16 protein-coding genes are annotated in these 17,218 nt (G+C 56.0%); 9 read left to right on the top strand and 7 right to left on the bottom strand.

Features of this window, described 5'->3' with window-relative positions; translation table 11 throughout:
• The first annotated feature begins 143 nt into the window (after nucleotides 1-143).
• Nucleotides 144-917: a hypothetical protein gene (locus FHT28_RS17395; RefSeq protein ID WP_168596870.1), complete on the top strand. Its 774-nt coding sequence runs from the start codon at nucleotides 144-146 to the stop codon at nucleotides 915-917.
• A 6-nt stretch (nucleotides 918-923) separates the two neighbouring features.
• Here the strand turns inward: FHT28_RS17395 and FHT28_RS17390 are convergent, their stop codons facing one another.
• From FHT28_RS17390 to FHT28_RS17370, 5 genes are all read right to left on the bottom strand, one after another.
• Complete coding sequence (locus FHT28_RS17390) at nucleotides 924-1,517, bottom strand: nitroreductase family protein (protein ID WP_281408449.1); 594 nt, start codon at nucleotides 1,515-1,517, stop codon at nucleotides 924-926.
• A gap of 61 nt (nucleotides 1,518-1,578) precedes the next feature.
• A complete protein-coding gene (locus tag FHT28_RS17385) occupies nucleotides 1,579-2,175 on the bottom strand; it encodes a 7-cyano-7-deazaguanine synthase (RefSeq protein WP_168596868.1) in 597 nt (198 codons plus the stop codon).
• Nucleotides 2,172-3,197, bottom strand: coding sequence for a PfkB family carbohydrate kinase (locus FHT28_RS17380; RefSeq protein ID WP_168596867.1), 1,026 nt, complete (start codon nucleotides 3,195-3,197; stop codon nucleotides 2,172-2,174). The genes FHT28_RS17385 and FHT28_RS17380 overlap by 4 nt, the downstream gene beginning before the upstream one ends.
• Nucleotides 3,198-3,349: 152 nt before the next feature.
• Nucleotides 3,350-3,721, bottom strand: a complete 372-nt coding sequence (locus FHT28_RS17375) for a hypothetical protein (protein WP_168596866.1) — start codon at nucleotides 3,719-3,721, stop codon at nucleotides 3,350-3,352.
• A gap of 193 nt (nucleotides 3,722-3,914) precedes the next feature.
• Nucleotides 3,915-4,898 (bottom strand): hypothetical protein, encoded by a 984-nt coding sequence (locus FHT28_RS17370; RefSeq protein ID WP_168596865.1) that lies wholly within the window; start codon nucleotides 4,896-4,898, stop codon nucleotides 3,915-3,917.
• Nucleotides 4,899-5,173: 275 nt separating this feature from the next.
• On the opposite strand from FHT28_RS17370, the gene FHT28_RS17365 reads away from it, so the two are divergent.
• The 3 genes from FHT28_RS17365 to FHT28_RS17355 all read left to right on the top strand — a co-directional run bounded on the left by FHT28_RS17365 (nucleotide 5,174) and on the right by FHT28_RS17355 (nucleotide 7,775).
• A complete protein-coding gene (locus FHT28_RS17365; RefSeq protein WP_168596864.1) occupies nucleotides 5,174-5,932 on the top strand; it encodes a site-specific DNA-methyltransferase in 759 nt (252 codons plus the stop codon).
• A 40-nt stretch (nucleotides 5,933-5,972) separates the two neighbouring features.
• On the top strand, nucleotides 5,973-6,182 hold the full coding sequence (locus FHT28_RS17360) for a transposase (RefSeq protein ID WP_168596863.1): 210 nt from the start codon (nucleotides 5,973-5,975) through the stop codon (nucleotides 6,180-6,182).
• Between the two features lie 1,437 nt (nucleotides 6,183-7,619).
• On the top strand, nucleotides 7,620-7,775 hold the full coding sequence (locus tag FHT28_RS17355; protein ID WP_168596862.1) for a hypothetical protein: 156 nt from the start codon (nucleotides 7,620-7,622) through the stop codon (nucleotides 7,773-7,775).
• A gap of 479 nt (nucleotides 7,776-8,254) precedes the next feature.
• Here FHT28_RS17355 and FHT28_RS17350 read toward each other — a convergent pair whose 3' ends face one another.
• Nucleotides 8,255-8,833, bottom strand: a complete 579-nt coding sequence (locus FHT28_RS17350; RefSeq protein WP_168596861.1) for a hypothetical protein — start codon at nucleotides 8,831-8,833, stop codon at nucleotides 8,255-8,257.
• A 157-nt stretch (nucleotides 8,834-8,990) separates the two neighbouring features.
• Between FHT28_RS17350 and FHT28_RS17345 the strand changes: the two genes are divergently transcribed.
• The 5 genes from FHT28_RS17345 to FHT28_RS17325 all read left to right on the top strand — a co-directional run bounded on the left by FHT28_RS17345 (nucleotide 8,991) and on the right by FHT28_RS17325 (nucleotide 16,932).
• Nucleotides 8,991-9,803 (top strand): hypothetical protein, encoded by an 813-nt coding sequence (locus FHT28_RS17345; protein WP_168596860.1) that lies wholly within the window; start codon nucleotides 8,991-8,993, stop codon nucleotides 9,801-9,803.
• 22 nt (nucleotides 9,804-9,825) lie between these two features.
• A complete protein-coding gene (locus tag FHT28_RS17340; protein ID WP_168596859.1) occupies nucleotides 9,826-12,105 on the top strand; it encodes a DDE-type integrase/transposase/recombinase in 2,280 nt (759 codons plus the stop codon).
• Nucleotides 12,106-12,130: 25 nt separating this feature from the next.
• Entirely contained in the window at nucleotides 12,131-13,087 is a 957-nt protein-coding gene (locus tag FHT28_RS17335) for an ATP-binding protein (RefSeq protein WP_168596858.1), read from the top strand.
• A 586-nt stretch (nucleotides 13,088-13,673) separates the two neighbouring features.
• A complete protein-coding gene (locus tag FHT28_RS17330) occupies nucleotides 13,674-14,939 on the top strand; it encodes a hypothetical protein (protein WP_168596857.1) in 1,266 nt (421 codons plus the stop codon).
• 250 nt (nucleotides 14,940-15,189) lie between these two features.
• A complete protein-coding gene (locus FHT28_RS17325) occupies nucleotides 15,190-16,932 on the top strand; it encodes a hypothetical protein (RefSeq protein ID WP_168596856.1) in 1,743 nt (580 codons plus the stop codon).
• On the opposite strand, the gene FHT28_RS17320 is transcribed toward FHT28_RS17325, so the two are convergent.
• Nucleotides 16,929-17,156, bottom strand: a complete 228-nt coding sequence (locus FHT28_RS17320; protein ID WP_168596855.1) for a hypothetical protein — start codon at nucleotides 17,154-17,156, stop codon at nucleotides 16,929-16,931. The two genes, FHT28_RS17325 and FHT28_RS17320, sit on opposite strands and share 4 nt — an antisense overlap.
• Between the last annotated feature and the right edge of the window lie 62 nt (nucleotides 17,157-17,218).

Below are 17,218 nucleotides of genomic sequence, written 5' to 3'. Positions count from 1 at the left end.
TTGCATCGTCATAGCTGACCATCGACACGGCTGAACGCTCGCGCAAGATTGCTGTGGTTATCGTGGACAGTGAGAAGGGAATCCGAGATTCCCGTGGACAGTAGTAAGGCGCAGTGCTTTGGGAGCGGCCGCGAGAGGGCAACATGCAGCGGTTCTGGGTAAACATTGACGGCAACATCGAGGAACACACCGTTCCTGAGAGCATTGATGAAGTCGTGCCCGGCGTGTGCTGGGGCGGCCCGGAAGAGCTTTTCACACCGGCCTTCTGGAAGTATCAGTCCGAGGCGCAGATGCGCCGCAACCTATACCGCGATCATCGATTGGGTGAAACACTACTTGAGGAAATCGCAGTATGCCTCTTGGGTGGCTACGGAATTCCTGCGGAAATGGGAATGATCGCGTTTCAGCGCCTTCGTGACGAAGGCCTGCTAGACGGCCATGCCAACGAGCAGGCCTTGCACGACAGGCTCATCGAACCCTTCGCGGTCGGCGGGAAGCAGCGGCGCTACCGCTTTGCTCGCCAGAAGGCTTCATATCTCGCTCGCTCGCTAGAGAGAGCGCGAGATTTCTCCGTCGATGTACCGGAGCGTCAGCTTCGTGAGCAGCTATTGGTATTGCCGGGCATCGGCCCAAAGACGGCGTCATGGGTCGTTCGAAACCATCTCGATTCCGATGAAGTCGCAATCATCGACGTTCACCTCCACCGGGCCTGCGTGATGATGAATGTCTTCGAGGCGGATTCCCATCCCGCCAAAGACTACTTTGGATTGGAGGACCTCTTCCTGAAATTCGCCAATGCGATCAAGGTCCGCGCCAGCATTCTCGATGCGGTCATGTGGGACTTCATGAGACGCATCGGTCCGACTTCGAAGCCGATGAAGGTCGCAGCTCCCGCGCAGCTTCAGTTGGCCTTCTGACGTCGCTTACTCGGAAGCGCTCCGGCCGATTACCGCCACGCCGACCCCTAAGAATTGATGGTCTACGGGAAGTAGGGCGTCAGCGAATTCCTGTCCGAGAATGCCAAGCGGACAAAAGCCGAGGTCGAACGCCTCACTAACAAGCGCCAACGTTTGCAGGACTGCGCCGGCATCGCGCCATAACAGTGAGTCCGGATTGGTGTAGACGGTAGACGGCGCTCGAACATCCGCTAGCAGACTGATGACGTGCCCATGCGCGGACGGAAGAACCGCCGCGCATTTCGTCATGGCCGCGGCGAGCAGGTCAGGGTTTCTGGGTTTGATGGCAAGGAACTGGTCGGTGTCGTCATCGTAAGTGATCGCAAGGCCGTCGGGATCGATGACGACGCACTTCACGGGGTGCAGCGCTCCCGCCGATATTACGCGCTTCCGCTTTCGACCGAGATGCGACCCGCTCCCGAGAAAATCGGCCTCGAGCGCCTCACGCACAACGGCCGCCGCCTCGGGAAGCGGAGCCAATTCCAGAGCACGCGTGGAGCGCCTCGACCGTAGTAGGTCTAAGAAGTTTCGTGTTGGAGCGATCAGGCGCGGGAGGTTCAACGCCTGGGGGGCAAGCCATTCCGGCGCAGACGAGGGCGGCGGGATTCCCGTCGGGCTTGGATCAATATGGCTCAACGCCGATCGCCTTCATCGTGATATAGTGCTTCTCGCATCCTCGGCAGTAACCACAAGCGTAATCGCTCTTGTGGCAGGAGTGGGACCACGCGAGGACATCCATCGTAATCTCTGACACCTCGACGAGTTCCTCGGCGGAGTAGGCGGCGGCGGGAGCCTCCAGCCGCAGTCCGCCTTCCTGCATGGAAAGCAGGGCGCTCAGCGCTTCCACGAACTCCTTGCGGCCATCAGCATGAAAGCCGTCGGTACGCAGTGCGCCGATCTCCAGAACGTCGATCTTGTGCTTGATGCATTCCATCGCCGCGATCGTGACCAGCATCTGATTTCGATAGGGCCACCACTCGCTTGCCGGAGCATGCGGGTTGGCTTCTGCTCCGGCGAGATCGCCACTCCCCAAGGCAGATAGATCGCAATGGATGATTTTGTGATCGATGCCAAGTGTCTGGCAAACAGCCGTGGCCGCACGAATTTCTCCGGCGGCAGCCTTGTGTCCGTAGTCGATGGTGATCGCAAGATCGGGCTTGCGCCAATAAGCAAGACACGTGGAATCCATGCCGCCTGAAAGCAGAAGTGCCCGCCTCATGATCGCCACGCTATCTGAAAGAGGGCGCTGACATAGTCGTCGTGGAGATGGGCACCCGATCCCCGTGGAAGCTTGAGATCGACTTCGCGCATGTTCTGTGTGACGCAGAAGACAGGCTTGCCGAGCGCTCGCGCGTATCCGACTTCGAACACAGTACCCGGGCTGCTGCCGTTCAAGATCGCAAAGACCGCATCGCATTGGTCAATTGCAGCAAGGTCCTGCTTGACGACGATGTCCGCCGATCCGGGGCCGATGTCGTGAATCGGGCTGAATACCCTCATCCCCAAGCCGGTAAGCTGGTCGCGGGCGTCATCGATCATCATTCGCTGGCCCAGCTCCCGGAATGGGCCTGCGAGATAGATGTCGCCGCCAGACTTTGCCGCCGGTTTTCGCGTCGTTTCCGACGAAACTGATTTGATCGGCAGCGCGCGCGTTTCGACATAGTCTGCTGTCGAAAGGCTGGCGAACTCGGCAGCCTTGGCGGGCAAGTGCTTCTGAATTGCCCAGGCCAAGGCAAAAGCCGCCACGAAGACATCGCCGGAACCGATGCTGAAGACGTTCTGTGTCTCGTATGCGGATACATGCTGGGCGTTTCCGGGCTCATAGACCGTTGCGCCATTGATGCCGTCTTTGACCACGATCACTTCCGCATTCTCGGTCGCGAAGAGCGTTCTGATCGCCTCATCGACCGAGGAAGTGCGGGCCATGCCGAGAATCTCGCCGCGATTGGCGATGATGGCCAGGTGCTTGGCCTCTGAGCCTGAAGCGGAAAACCCGCGTGGATTGGAGGACGATTGAGGATCGTAGACGACATGGTCGGCCGATACCTTGGGGTCGCATTCCAGCATGCCGAATTTGACGACAACATCGCCTTCGACCGCTGGCATACTGACCGGCTGAATGTGGCGTGGCTCGATCTTGGGAACGGAAAGACTGTGGAGGTACTCGAAGGCGATTGGGTGTCGACGAGATGTGATCTTGAGGTCGATCGCTTCGTCCGCAAAGATAGCGTTCGCGCTCACGAGCTCCTCATCCGCGAGCGCGCTGTGGAGGCGGATGGTTCCGACATGGCCGGCTAAAGCAGCTGCTGCACGGCCTGCTGACCCGTATAATTGGTCCCAATACGGGAAGGCGCATTTCTCGCGGTAGATGCCGCCGACAATATCGATCTGGCTCATATGGGATAGATTTCGACCGTGACCGCGCCGCCGCTGATCTGCGTCACCCGAGCTGTGTATTGCTGGCCAGCATTCATGCACTGGATGATTTCGGGCAAGCGTGCGGAGGTGATCGCTCCGGCGATGCCGGTGGCGGCTTGGGCAACTACACGGGGGCCGGATTGCACCACGGTCATCAAGGTGTTGACCGATAGGGTGTTGACCACCGTCATGTTAGGAGAAGCAAGAATCGTCACCTCAGTGAACATGCAAGGGTTTGGTCCGGGATCGCCGCCACCGCCGCCTTGTACGGGTGTTCCGGTCGTCGATCTCGGCGTCCATCTGCTTTCGTTGTTGTTGGATTTTCGATCGTCACCTGGCCCGGACATGTCATAGCTCCCCCACTACGTGTAAAGCAGAGTATTATTACTTAAACGATAGTCAATTGTCAGAAGTTGCACTTCAACAACCAAAGTTGTGGTGTTGATCCTGCTTTCTGAATCAGACGAAGTCGGGCGTACGCATCGAGTTTTCAGGTCAGAAATGGGCTCGAAGGCAACCAATTCTCGTGGGCCGGAAGCCTTACGGCTTTTCGCGAACGGATTTGATGTACGTGTAGGCGATCTCGATCCATTGCGCACCGGGTATTTTCGCGATGATCGGAACCATAGTCGCGGCATAGACGAGCAGCCCGCCGGCTATGGCGCTAATCACAAGCTTTCGAGTGGCGGCAAGAGTGTCTTTGGCGAAGGAAAGCGTCTGCTTGACCACCGCGGACCATATGTTCTCCAGCGTTCGACCCAGCGACAGCACGTCACGCTTATCCGGTTGTTCCTCGTCCTCTACCCAACTGACCACGGTTTCCAAAGCGTCCGACACAGCCGGGTCGACCGTCGGAATGTCCCTAAGATGCTTCACGAGACGAGCGGCGCTCTCCGTCAGCTGCTTTATCGATCCCGGCTCCAGATGCAAACCATAGGCGTTCTCACAATACTCTCTCCAATTCTGGAATTGGGAGAGAGCAGCGAAAACGCTTTCCAGATGACCGATCAGCATTCCTGCTATCGACGATGAAAGCTCTTCGGCTTCCATTTGCACGTAGCGACTGCAGATTTGAGCGCCAGCTCCGATCTGCACGATGTTCGTGTATGACGACATCGTCGTTTGAAGTCTTGCGAAGGCGTCTCTGACCCGCGGGGAAACGTTCGTCGCCTGCAGGTCTTCATTGACATAGATGCCGTTCTGAATGGCCGCTTCCAGCGCGGCCATTGCTATATCTTTCTCACGCTCATAGGGTTTGATCGGCTGATCGACGACTTTTAGCACTTCGCCTTCGTACCCGAATTGGAAGGCTGCCAGTTTTTGTCCGGGCGTGGCGTCCAGGATATCGTCAGGGCCTATCTGATTGAGGCCGATTTTCAGGCCTGCAATAAGGTTGATGAATCGTAACCGGTCGCCCTCATAAGGGAGGTTCGCGACGAGCTTCTCGAGCCCGCTAATGTCGGCAATGTTCACCTTATCAAGCTTCGCGCGGCATCTTCTGACAGCCGCCTTGAGCGCATCCAATTCCGGAGCGCCGGCGTTCGAGGATGCTTTTTGGGTCCGCGTTATCCGCGTCTCCATTTCTTCCAGAATGTTCCCAAGTCGATCCGGCTTCATGATCCAACCCGCGTCAGTCCAAGGCAAAGTACACGGGTTGCGATCTAAGAGCGCTCCTTCCCGGGGCGAAGGGACAGTTATCCACAGGGGTGTTCGGTTGAAAGCCGCTGCTACACCGCGCGTTCGCGGGATTTCCGCCAGTCGGCGGGGGGGGGCGCTCAAGGATCGGACGGCCGATCGCGATGAAATCGGCCCGGCCGTCCACGAGAATGTGTTCAGCCTTCTCGATGGTCCGCATAAGGCTCACTGCTGTTCATTTGTTGTCGAGATTTTACCCAACTTTGTATTTCATAGCGATCCTACCTGAATGTCGATATCGCAAATTCGTCAATCGGCTCTCACACCGCGCACTGCGTCCCAATGGCGCGATGGCATGGCAGGTGGGCAACTACGTTCATGCCGGGGAGGTTGTCCCGATCGACTCCATCATCATACCCATTTTCCGCGACCTGGGGATGAAGATCAGAAACCGGATCGTCTGGACATCCGGCCATGGGCTGCACTGCCGGAACAGGTTGTCCGGACGCCACGAGACCATCGTCTGGGCGACCAAATCGGACAACTACACGTTCGATCTCGACCCTATTCGGGTGCCGCAAAAATATCCTCAAAAACGCCACTACAAGGGACCCAAGAAGGGCGAGTTGAGCGGCAATCCCAAAGGCAATAACCCTGGTGACGTATGGAGTGATATTTCGAACGTCAAATACAATCACCCCGAGGAGTTGGATCACCCCTGCCAGTTTCCAGAGGCGTTGATCGACCGCCTTGTTCTTTCGTTGACGAAGCCAGGTGACCGGGTACTCGACCCGTTCGCAGGATCGGGAACCGTCGGGGCAGTCTGCAATCGCCTCGGGCGTTCAGCAATCCTGGTCGAGCGCGAGGAGTACTATGTGCGAATGGCAGCGCGTCGCCTTCGAGTGGGGTCGCAAGGTTCGTGAATGGGGAGGGTTTCTAGGGACGAGCAGCGGGAGTTTCTCCATGGAGAATACATTGGAGGTTCTCACGACCAGGAAGTCTGGACATGAGGTTCACCGGCATTGGCCGGACGAGGTCAAGGCGCAAATCGTTTCGGAGAGCCGTCGGCCCGGCGCGATGGTGAATGGGGTCGCACGGCGGCATGGCTTGAAGCCGAACCATCTGTCGACTTGGCGAACAATGGCACGGCAGGGCAAGCTTGGCCGCGCCTGAGGATGGGGTGGTCGGTGTGTCGGAGCGTGGTGATCGGGTTCCTGTGCTCGCGGGCGGGGATGTAGCGCAGCGTGAAATGGATATCGATCGACGTTTGGACATGCTGATTCCCTTTAAATTGGAGACGCGTGGGACCTTATGGGCATTGAGATCATAGTCCCGAACATGACCTCCTGAGGGTCTACGGATCGGAGCAACTTAAAACGAGCTGCGAAATTCCTCTTACTATAGTGTCCCAAAAGCAACATTCGACTCGGGCTGAAGGTGGGCTAGGAAAAAATCAAGCCGTAATTTTATGACGGCGATCCAGTAGCGTTTGGATGAATGGGCGCGCTGCTACGCGCATCGGCGCACCGCTGTCGAGCGGCAAGACCCAGACGTAAACACCGAGCTATCCAACACGAACCATTACTTCCTCGCGTCGGGAGAAACATCTCTGACGCGCACCTTTTTCCATTCCGTCCGGGAATATTTCAAGGTTCCGATTTCGCCTCTGCCAAATCCACCGATCGCGAGCAGAGATAGCTCGTCGTTCGGCTCCGTGCTGTCGAACCCACGTCTTGAATTCACTTCGTTTTGGCTTGGTGAAAGACTTCGATCAATGCCGAAGTCTTCTTGGCGGGCGAAGCGAGGCCGAGTCAGACGTCTCCCGTGAGCGGGGAGTGTTCATCGTTTTCTGCGGGTGGATTGAAAATCGGCGTCTGCAATTTGGCCTGAGCGGTTGGGAATTGTGCACGCCACCGGGAGGTCTGGAAAAGGTGGCTTCAGTAAAGTTCGGTGCCGCCGCGTTCAATTTTTTGCGGTCACTTCCAGCGAGTTTCGATAACGATCGAAAGTTCGATGTCGTGTTGCAGCGCCGACTCGGAGGTTAGTATGCGAACTCCTTTCAGCCATTTGTAAAGAGGACTTTTGGACCGCCATTCACGCAAAACGCAATCGACATTTACCTCGGAAAGAGGAGCTTGAAATTGACCGCGGATGGAGTTTATTTCCACGTGCCGAACGTCGATGAGCACCCCGCTCACGGCGCGATCGGCTCAAATGAGAACGCACCGCATTGGCGTGCGGTGCGTCTCGATCGGTCGGCAAAATCTGTTCACGCAGTTTTGCCGCAAATGGCCCAGAATAGGAGTAGACCATTGACATCTTTCTATACCGAACATCCCTCCGAAACAACCGGGGAGCATTGGCTATCCGGCTTCAACGCGAAAAAGTCGGTGGATTGGCCAAACTGCCACACTTCGGCAGCGGAACCAGGCTCTCAAGCGAGCTGAATTATGCTCGTTCGGCTTGATCGCTGGCGCAGCTGCAGCTACTGCGCGTAGCTCGGCCTTTTCAATGAACCTCTATGCAACAACGCATGGTCCGCGACGTATTCGCCGTGACCTCGGTTAAGCACGCCGTACCCGGAAGGGAGCGGTCAATGGAGATATTCGAATGAAGCCGTTCAACAACCCGCCTGCCAAAGACATTCCAGTGCTCGTGCGCGAGTTCGACCTGCAACCGTTCAACGACTCGTATGAGGAATTGGTCGACACGCTCCGCTCAGTATTTCTCCGAAGGATGGATCGCATCGGTCAGGATAGCGACTAGTCCACGTCGTTTTCCCCAGCTTGATCCCTTGCGATTAAGTACGGAACCCGCATTCCATCGCGGTCGCCCGTGTCTTTGGGTCAGCGATAGGCCGTGGATAACCGGGGTTCGGACGTGTCGGAGGTCTACGTCGCAGAGCGAGAGCCAAGGCCCGTCTTCTGGCGATGAAAGTACACTTTCCCCGGCGTGATGACCGCGCCGGGGAGATTTGGCCGCGGCTGCCCAAGTTCCTGGCTTTTCCTTCAGTGTCCTGACTTCGGCGCGGGTATTCCTGGACCCATCTGTGGGCCACGTAAGGAGTTTTGCGAATGAAATCAAAGATGCCAATGCCGCCTAGTAAGCGCAAAAAGGAATTATTTTAGGAGGAAGAAATGATCCAAGATAACGGAAAGCGTCGCGAAACTTTTGCGCGGCGCGGGCATCTTACCATATTCAAAGAAGCCGCTCCGCTTCGCTTGCTGGGCATACGTCGATCTGAGTTACTTCCTGCGGTTTGGCGCTCGATACCGCTTCGAAGGAATGAGGTGGTCGGCAATTGGTTCACCCGTGATCCAGTAGCCTTTTCCCAGATACTCGAACTCCTCGGCAGCCCACAATATCTTCCCAACGCGTTGCGCCGGACTCCGCCCGGGCACGCTTATGCCATCCTCAATGAGCTGTGCGAGTATTTCGGTTCTTCCAAGTGGCTTTCCGGCAGCCTTGAGGATGATTTTAGTGTGCGCCCGGATGCGGGAGGCCAAGTTTTCCGCGCGAGCGAGTTCCCTTGGCAAGGCGCGCGAGCGCGATTTGATCGACACCTCGGTCGTTTCGACCTGTTGAAGCAGGCCCCGAAGTGCCTTGGTTTCGGCGTCAGCCTGCTGCGCCATTTCCAGCATTACGTCCGCCCGCGTTCGCAACGAAGCCGCCCGACTGCGAAGGACGGCAGTCTGCTCTTCGGACGTGGCGATCTTGCGTCTCAGTTCGCCGGCCCAGCCCGCAAGGTCGAGCTGCGACTCTTCTGATTTGGAATCTTTCTGTTGATAGAAAGGATTCCCTTCTTCTGCTTTGTCTGGAATCATGTCTTGTTTCAAATGTCGCAACTTGCGCATCTTTTCTAAGTAAGCGTTTTAGTCTCGGAAGTTAAGTCTATCTTTTCGTGACCTTTTTGTCATGCAGGCCGGAATCTGTCTTTTTTCATTCCGGACTTCGAACGGTCACAGCCGACAAGGAGTCTTGATGCCTAACGATGACGATCCATACGTACTCGATTATTTCGCCTTCGCCCGAGCCAAGGACGACACACCAGTTAGATGGGTGGCAAGCGGACGTCGAACACATCCAGTTGGTCTGGTGCCGTTGAATAAAAGTAAACACTTCGGCGTGCCGTGGGAAAGTCGCAACGTCGAGCGGAACGCGCTGAGGATGCTCTCCGCGTGTTCGCGGGTGGTGAGGATCAACTCGCAGCCCCATAGTCTGTTTTTTAAGGTGCGCGGGATCCGATGGCAATTTCGTTATACGCCGGACATCGAAGCCCATGTTGAGCGCAGCTTCCTTGATGACCTTACCATAGGCAGGCCGTTGTTCGAGGCGGTGGCCGATCCGTTCCACGGCCCGATCGCGCCCAACGACGCCGTGCCAATCGTCCTTGAGATGAAGTCGACGAACGACAAAAGCCTTCAAGAACCGTCGAACAAAACGAAGATGAATTTGGTGAAGGCGATCTATGCTCACGTTGGCCAACCTTTCTTCATCCTCTCCGAGCGGCCACATATCAATCTCGAGCAGATGCACATCATCACTCACCTGGAAGCCGGAGCCAGAGATGCCGTCGGCGACCTCGAACGGTCCCGTTGTTTGTTCGCATTCGGACGAGAGCGGTGCCTGACCTACGGCACTCTCAGTCACGAATTGGGAGGGCAGCCTAAAGGTGAACGGCTCGTGAAGGCGCTGCATTTCAAGCAATTCGTGTCGATCGATCTTCGAAACGGTCTGGTGCCGGACGCCCTGGTTTGGTTGAGACAGCAGACGGAAATCGCCCGAGATGTTTAGTATCTGCCTTAGCGACAGGTTCATGCTGCTTTCCATCCCCGAGCCCGGCGACTTCTCGGTCGTCAGCTTGGACACCCAGGCCGTAACGCTGCAACGGTATCCCAACGGTGAAGTTCTCGTCAAAGACGCGACCGAGTTCGCGTTGGAGTACGCGAACGGCGACATCTGGCAAACTGCCCAGGCGGGACAAGAGCTGAGGGCATCGACGGCTCGGCACCTTCTGGCTTTGGTCAAGCCGGAGGGACGGATGGTGACCGTTGGCGAGATGGAGGACTGGGAGAAGCAATGGGAAGAGGTAATCCACGCACGGACCAAACAGTTCTATGGAAACAAGTACATCGATCAGCGTAGCTTCAATCTCGACTACACAAAAACCGAGGACGATCTCGCGGAATTCATGAGGGATAATCACGAAGAAGCCGGAAAGCTAGGCCTCGGCAAATGGACACCTTCAGCGACAGTCATTCGGGTGCTTGTCCGCAATCGGACGAGGCATGTGAGCTTGGTCGACTGCATGAGAAAGGATCCCGCTATAAGGGCACGGGGTATCTGGCCGCAGTGGACTTATACCTTGGCGCACGAGGCGATCGACAGAGTCTTCCGCCGCGAACTTCCAAGCTGCGCGGAGGCATACAAGTGGTTTTTTGGACAATTCTACTTGGAGAGGGACGATGGCGTCGGCATCGAGGGAAAGCGTCCCGATCCGCCCACGGAACGCGTTTTCCGCAATTGGTTCAGCGAGGCGTCCAAGAAAGCTAACCTCGTACGACTTCACGGAGCTCGTAAGGTCAACAAGAGCCTGAAGGGTGTGATCAAACCGCAGGACGCCGTGCGTCCTTTGCAAATCGTGATTATTGACCAGACGCTCGGCAACATTTGGTCTGCTGTTAAAAGCCGCTCCGAAAGCTTGGTCAACAGGGCGCTGCCGCGTAATCCAGTCGATCAGAATGCCAGTTCGCGTGAGGAAGAGCCAAAGCTTCTTACGACGAAACGACCGGAGATCGTTTACGCGGTGGATGTCTTTAGCAGAAAGACCCTTGCCTTCATTCTTACTTTCGAGCCGCCATCCATTGCCACATTTATGGCGTGCCTGAGAATGGTGATGACGCCTAAGATCGATTGGATGAGGCGCTATCCGGATCTACCAGACGCGACAGCAGGGCATGGTTCTCCAGAAACAGTTGTACTTGACAACCTGAGAGTTCACGTCACCGACAGCGTCCAGCTCGGTTTGCTGGCGATGAACATTGCCATCGAATACGCCGCGCTGGCGTCGCCCGAGTGGAAGGCGATAGTTGAGCGTGCCATTGGAACCGTGAAAGGAGTTATGGCGGTTTTGCCAGGAGGGTTCCCAATTAACCAGAAGGACATCAACTCGTCTGATTACCGGAAATACGCTCGGCTTGATCTGGATGAGATTGATGAACTCGTAACGCACAGGCTTGTCACCGAACATCATACGAGACCCCATGCCGGTACGAACGAACCGCCTGGTTCCCGGTTTGTGTCCGGCTTGGAAAGACACGGAAGAGGTGTGCTCAACGATCTGCGCCAATTGGACCTTATGCTCCGTCGTCGAAAACCGGGGGCAACGCTGACAAGGAATGGGGTCGAGTTTAAAGGGCATCGCTACCATGACGAAGGTCTCGTAAGTCGCCTCCTTGAGGAATTCTCGGCCAAGACGAAAGGCAAGCTTGGCCATCCCGTCAGCGTGGAGATCACAATTTTATGGAAGCTCCGCGACTGCAGTTCGATCGGCGTGATTGGTCCTGGCGGAAAGGAGCCAGTCGAATTGAGAAATGTGGATCCACTCTTTGCGAATACCCCGGTTTCGTTCGACTTCGCCGCCGCCGCGAAGAAGGCCAACGCGAAAATATTCGAGCTGAAGTACCCGCCCGAGAAACGAGCAAAATATCTGAGGGAATACTTTGAGCGGCTTGAGCAGTTGTTGCCCAAACAGACCCATAAGGCTGGGAAAACGACAGCTAGGCTGCTGGAAGGCGGCCGGCCGATCGTCATCCCGCCGGACGTGCGCCGATTTGATATCACTATTCCCGTCACCAACCTGGGTGTCTCGAACGTTGACATCCCGTTCGCTTATGCGGCCGACGAGGGCCGTGAACCACCCACTACGCCCAAGAGAAGTGCCCCAAAAGCGAAATCCAAGCCCCCAGAACCAAAGTCGCCAGATCCGCAATGGCAGCCTCCGCCCTCGCAGCCGTCTTACGTGTTTTCGTCGGCAGCGGAGAGCGAGGCTTTCCTCGACCAGCTGGAAGCTGAAATGGCTGCGACACGTCACTGAAATTGAAAAGTGGAGCCCACGCAAGATGAAACCACTGCCAGATATCTCAAATGAGTTCCGTCAAATGCGTATACCTCTTCCCAAAGTTGACGAAGCGCATCAAGCGATCAATCGCCTCAAAAACAGTCGCTTGGCAGCTCTAAACGACAATCGCCCGACACGCGCAGAGGCGGGGTGCGTTACGATTTTCGCTCCGTCACACGCTGGGAAAACCACCATCATAAGCTGGTACGTGGAAAAGTTTCTGGGCGGCAATTACAATGTCAAAGAAACGAAAGTTGCCATCATAACTCTAAACGGCGAGTCGTCTCAAAGCGCGTTCATGCCTCAAGTTCTCAAAGGACTGGGCGATCCCTTGCCCTTTCTGGGCAAGCCCGCTGAAATGTTGGATCGACTCCACGGTTTAATAGCGAAACATCCCATGCACTTGATAGTGTTTGACGAGTCGAACAACCTGAGAATGCGAAACGCAAACGATAAAGACGCAACGAGAACACACAATACTCTGCGCGGTCTCGCAAAATTCGCCGGTTGCCCAATTGTGGTCGTCGGCACCGATGAGGCCAAGGCGAGGATTGGTAGTGACGGGCAGATTTGCAGTATAGATTTCCCGGTCCTTCTCGAGCCATTAAGTCTCACCAAGCCAAAAGATGCGGCCGTGCTTGTCCGATACTGCTCAGCCCTTGGGATTAAATTGAAGGAGCACGGCCTGTTTGAGTGCCGAAGCAATTTTGTGGTGGAGAATACTCTCGCATGCTTAGTGGAGGCTGCCGGTGGCCTTCCTGGACGAATTTCGCGCGTGGTGGAACGCGCGGCATATCTAGCGCGCGACGAAGGAGCTAATTGTGTCGACGTAAGACATCTGGAGGCTGCCACCGACCTCTATGCCATTCCCCACGGCTTCGTAACATTGAACCCATTCACTAGAGAACGGGAGGCAAGAGAGAGAGCAAAGGCCAAGACGGCGCGACAAAGTGCCTGAGCATTACCGGACAGATGGGGCGGCGCACGATACCCAGTGCCAGACTGCGACTTTGGCATTGGGTATCGAACTCGGGAGTGGGGAAGGTATGAGGGAGGCTCTCCATCGCGCCTCGTTATGGAATGGATTTCCTCGTCCTTCAGTCATCATTGAGCTTGCGGGTTGTACGTCTGTTCGAAAGGTCTCAGCGCTTGGAGTTTGCGATAACCGAGGCGACATCGCGGAATTAGCTCGAGTTCTCAGCATTGACCCAACCGTCCAGGACAGGTTCATCCAAGAAAAACTCCCTGTCCACGCCAGCCGAGATTTTGTCATGTTCTTCGGTCACGCCGTGCGACGTGCTCACATCTCTAGTGCCCGCCGTATCGCTCCACAGACGCTGGCCCAAGGCGGGAGTATGAAAGCAATCTGGTCGCTGAAACCTCTAGCCTTGGATCCGGTGAGCCGAGAGTATCTTTGCGATCGCTGCCCCTGCGATGCGCTGCTCGGGTGGGAATTGGCCGTTGACGCTTGGACTTGCGACCGATGTGGGGCCGACCTTCGAGATGGTCCGCTTAGGATTTACGAGCCCCGCGACGAGCGGGCCTTGGATTTCGCTGCTCGCATCATCGATCCCGAAGCTCCGGATGGGCGCTTTTCGCTTCCGGCCGGATCGCAGCTCGAAGACGAGCGCGTTGGTGACCTATTTCAACTGGTCGTGCGCATCGCCCAAACTTGCGAGCGTGTTGAGTCCGCTGATCACCGAAAAGCGATCCAACCCCATAATCTCGAAAGAGCGGGTAGGGCCGTTCTCGATTGGCCCAATGGCTTCATAGAGCTTGTGGAAACTGTTACTGCCCCGACACCGGAAAACAGAGAGCTTGGTTGGTTCGATAGGAAGCCGCTCCGAAGACTACAGTTTGATCCAACAGTGCCCGCGACGATCAGGGCAAGAGTCAAAGACCTGCTTGATGCAGTGCGGCGCATTGAGGCGTTGAATTCGCGAGGACCTACGTCGTCGAGCTTCGCGTATCCAACTAACTTTGCAGAGGCAAGCCGATTGAAGCGCCCAAGAGAGGCTGTGCTGAGTCTGATCCGGAGCCGAGGCGCTCAAGCGGACGATTGTCTCGCAGGAAAAGGGCACTTCAACCGTTACATGACCGCGTTGCGAGATATCCGGACTGTTCACCGTTTTTCGGAGGACTTAGGCGTGTCGATTCCAGTAGTATGCGAGCTACTGAATCGCGGTTTGGCACCTGAGTTGGCAACGGATGTCGCCCACCTTGGCCCGGTTCCTCTCCCGACTATCGAGGGCAGTTTGATCGCCGGCGTATCCAAGGTAATCCGCCCCGGCACGATAGCCGGCGCGCTAGGGCTCGTATCCTGTTGCTTTGCATTGGACCCATCGCTGACATTCAGCTGGTCGTCGATTTTGCGGGCGGTGCTTGAGGGCCGGCTTGAGGTGTGGCGCGGTAGGCGGCCAACGCGCGGCCTCATGTCGGAACTTGTCGTGACTGACATTTCACTGCTTCGCTCACTTGTTGAGAAGCAGCGAACGAATGATGAAAACCGGAACGCTCCCATAAGTCATAGAGAGATCTCGATGGCTATAGATCGATCACAATCTGTCGCCGCCAACATTGTGAACTCCGGGCTGATGCAAGGCGTGTCCACACTCGGAAGGTTTGCGCAATTGCGGCAATCGTGGGTATTCATCTTCGAGTTGCATACCCTTGCAGAGATGAGCCGCCGACCGGCCAGAAATCTCTCTCGGACCTTGAAAGCGTTCGATGTTAAATGCATGAGGTCAGGAGACGTGACTTTTTGGCAGCGCGATGAAGCGCTTTCTTGCCTTGGACTGCAGTTGTCCTAGCTTGACGATCTGCCGCTTGTTCCGAGTTCCAAGTTTAGTTTCTCGATGTCTGATCGATTAGCCTGTATCGAGTTGCAGACCGAATTCGACGCCAGAGCGGTGCTGGCGTCCGAGGTATTACCGCTAAGCGATCCTTTCTGAAACATAATCCGACAGGGGGGGCTGTTGCCCAATCCCCGGCAAATCGTCGTTTCGCGTCACTACGCGATCGGAAAGTAACGGACGTGAACGATTTCTTGAAGGAGACGCTGTGAGCAAACTTCTCATGGAAGCAAACAAACTGGTGTCCACTCCGATGGACATTCCTTCCTTCGCATTTCCCGTAGAGCCAAGACCTGGTGAAGGCGTTCCAGACTTGCTCATGAGGGCGACATTTGAAAATGGCTTTAGCGGCATGCGAGCAATCAATCTAATGCTGGGCTATGCCGAAAATACTCAGTGGTCGCACAGCGCTATGACGGCCCGGACCATAGACGCGGTGGCTATCGCGACAATTTTAGGCGTGAGGGAAGAAAGAATTCAGGAGCTCCTGTACGGACGACAGCCCGGGCCGATCAATTTCTTCGGTGCCAAAATATCGCCCTTCAGCTTCGGTCGTGCGAGGAAAGTATCGCCGACCTACTTGAAGCAAAAAGGATATCAAAAAGCCATTTGGGGTCTTCGTTGTTTTTCGTTCGATCCGGACAATCGCGAGAGGCTCGTGGATCAATGTAGCTGCGGAGCACGTCTCACATTTGAGAGGAGCGCCGTACTAGCGTCTTGCAACTATTGTGGCGCGGATCTGCGAGAGCTCGAGACATCAAACGTAGACATCGCCGATGAGGCGGCGCTCCAGTTCTTCCTTTCTCTCATTGATCCTTGCGCAGATCGCTCGATGCAGTGGAATATCGACGACGGTTTGAGGCAGTTCTCTCGGGGCGAATTGTTCACGCTCATTGTGGACTCTGCAAAACTGTTGAACTTGCAGGCGACAGGCCGCAAGGACACCAAACTGGGTGAAAACTATATCATCCCGCACGATTTCATTCTCGAGGCCGCCAACAGTGTCCTCAACTGGCCGAATGGGTTCCTCGATATGGCGATCTCTATCGAAGACAGCAGGGTGACGAATTGTCGCCGCTCAAAAACACATCCGGTGGTGGCGAGCATCCCGCGAAATTTCAAAGACCTCAGACGCTTTCTGAGAAAGGAGCTAAACATCCTATTTGGAAGAGGGAAGCGAGTGCGATTTCATTATCCGGGCACGAGCATTGCTCAAGGTGACCATCCGCCGATTTTCTATCCAAAAGCCGTGAAACTGCAGGGCAAAGAGTTGGGGCTGCCATTATGCGAGGTGTTGAATCTATACCAGATTGGGTCCGTCCAGTGCCCCGACCGGTCGCTCGGGCTGCTGTTGGGCGCACCCGCGAACGCACCGCTGCTCAACACCGAGTCCTTTAAGCGAAGCCCATCGGTAGAGGCGAGAGGCCTACCTATCTTCGAGCTGGTGCATGCCTCTCGGAGTTCAAAGCATCCCTGGGCGCAGGTTTTCGCAGCCATCCTCAACGGCGAAATCAAAGTAAGGTGGCAGCCTTCCAAGGGGAACAGCAACTGGTTCTCAAAATGCTTGTTCACCACGGACGAAGCCCGAGTGAGAAAAATCTGTCAGTCACGCGGGTCAACCCTTAGCCCTGACACCGAGATATCTATTGACGACTTGCTATTCTACTTTCGAATGATGCGCACCTCGCGAGCGATGTTGCGAGGCGCGCGCGTGATCCCTCGTGGCAGGCTTACCCTTAAGATCCTGTGGGGCCTGCAGGAGCGCTACATGACCTTTCAAGACATAAAGGCCCATCTTTTCGTCAACGGCATGCGGCAATTCCCGAGTATTCTGGGGCGGGACCTCGATAGCTCTGGCCTGCGTCGGATTGTGCCAGAGGTCAGGCTCTACGAAAGGGGGGAGGCTGAAGCCTATTTGAGGGCGTTTCGCCCTGGCGTTCGCAGTGTTTAGCGCGAGGAATCAAAATAACTTCCATTTCGGGAATCAAGTAATTTTTCCGGCCATACGGACAGCGTCCGATCCGGGGGGAGGCCGCGCGCATTGACGTCGTCGATCAGGTGAGCGGGGAAGCGCGCTGCAATCTCGTCGAGCGTATGCTGCGCCATCCGTTGAATTTTTCGGATATGCAAAAGGGTGAAGATGCGAGAGGCTTCGCCGAGTGCCGTGCCAGCCATGGTGTTTGCTCCTTGCAGCTGTCTGTATCAGTTTCATTGGGGCTAATATGCTGCTTCATTGA

It is taken from the genome of Rhizobium sp. SG570 (genome assembly GCF_012275345.1).
GTDB classification, from domain to species: Bacteria; Pseudomonadota; Alphaproteobacteria; order Rhizobiales; family Rhizobiaceae; genus Rhizobium; species Rhizobium lusitanum.
This window is presented reverse-complemented; position numbering and strand designations above follow the sequence as displayed.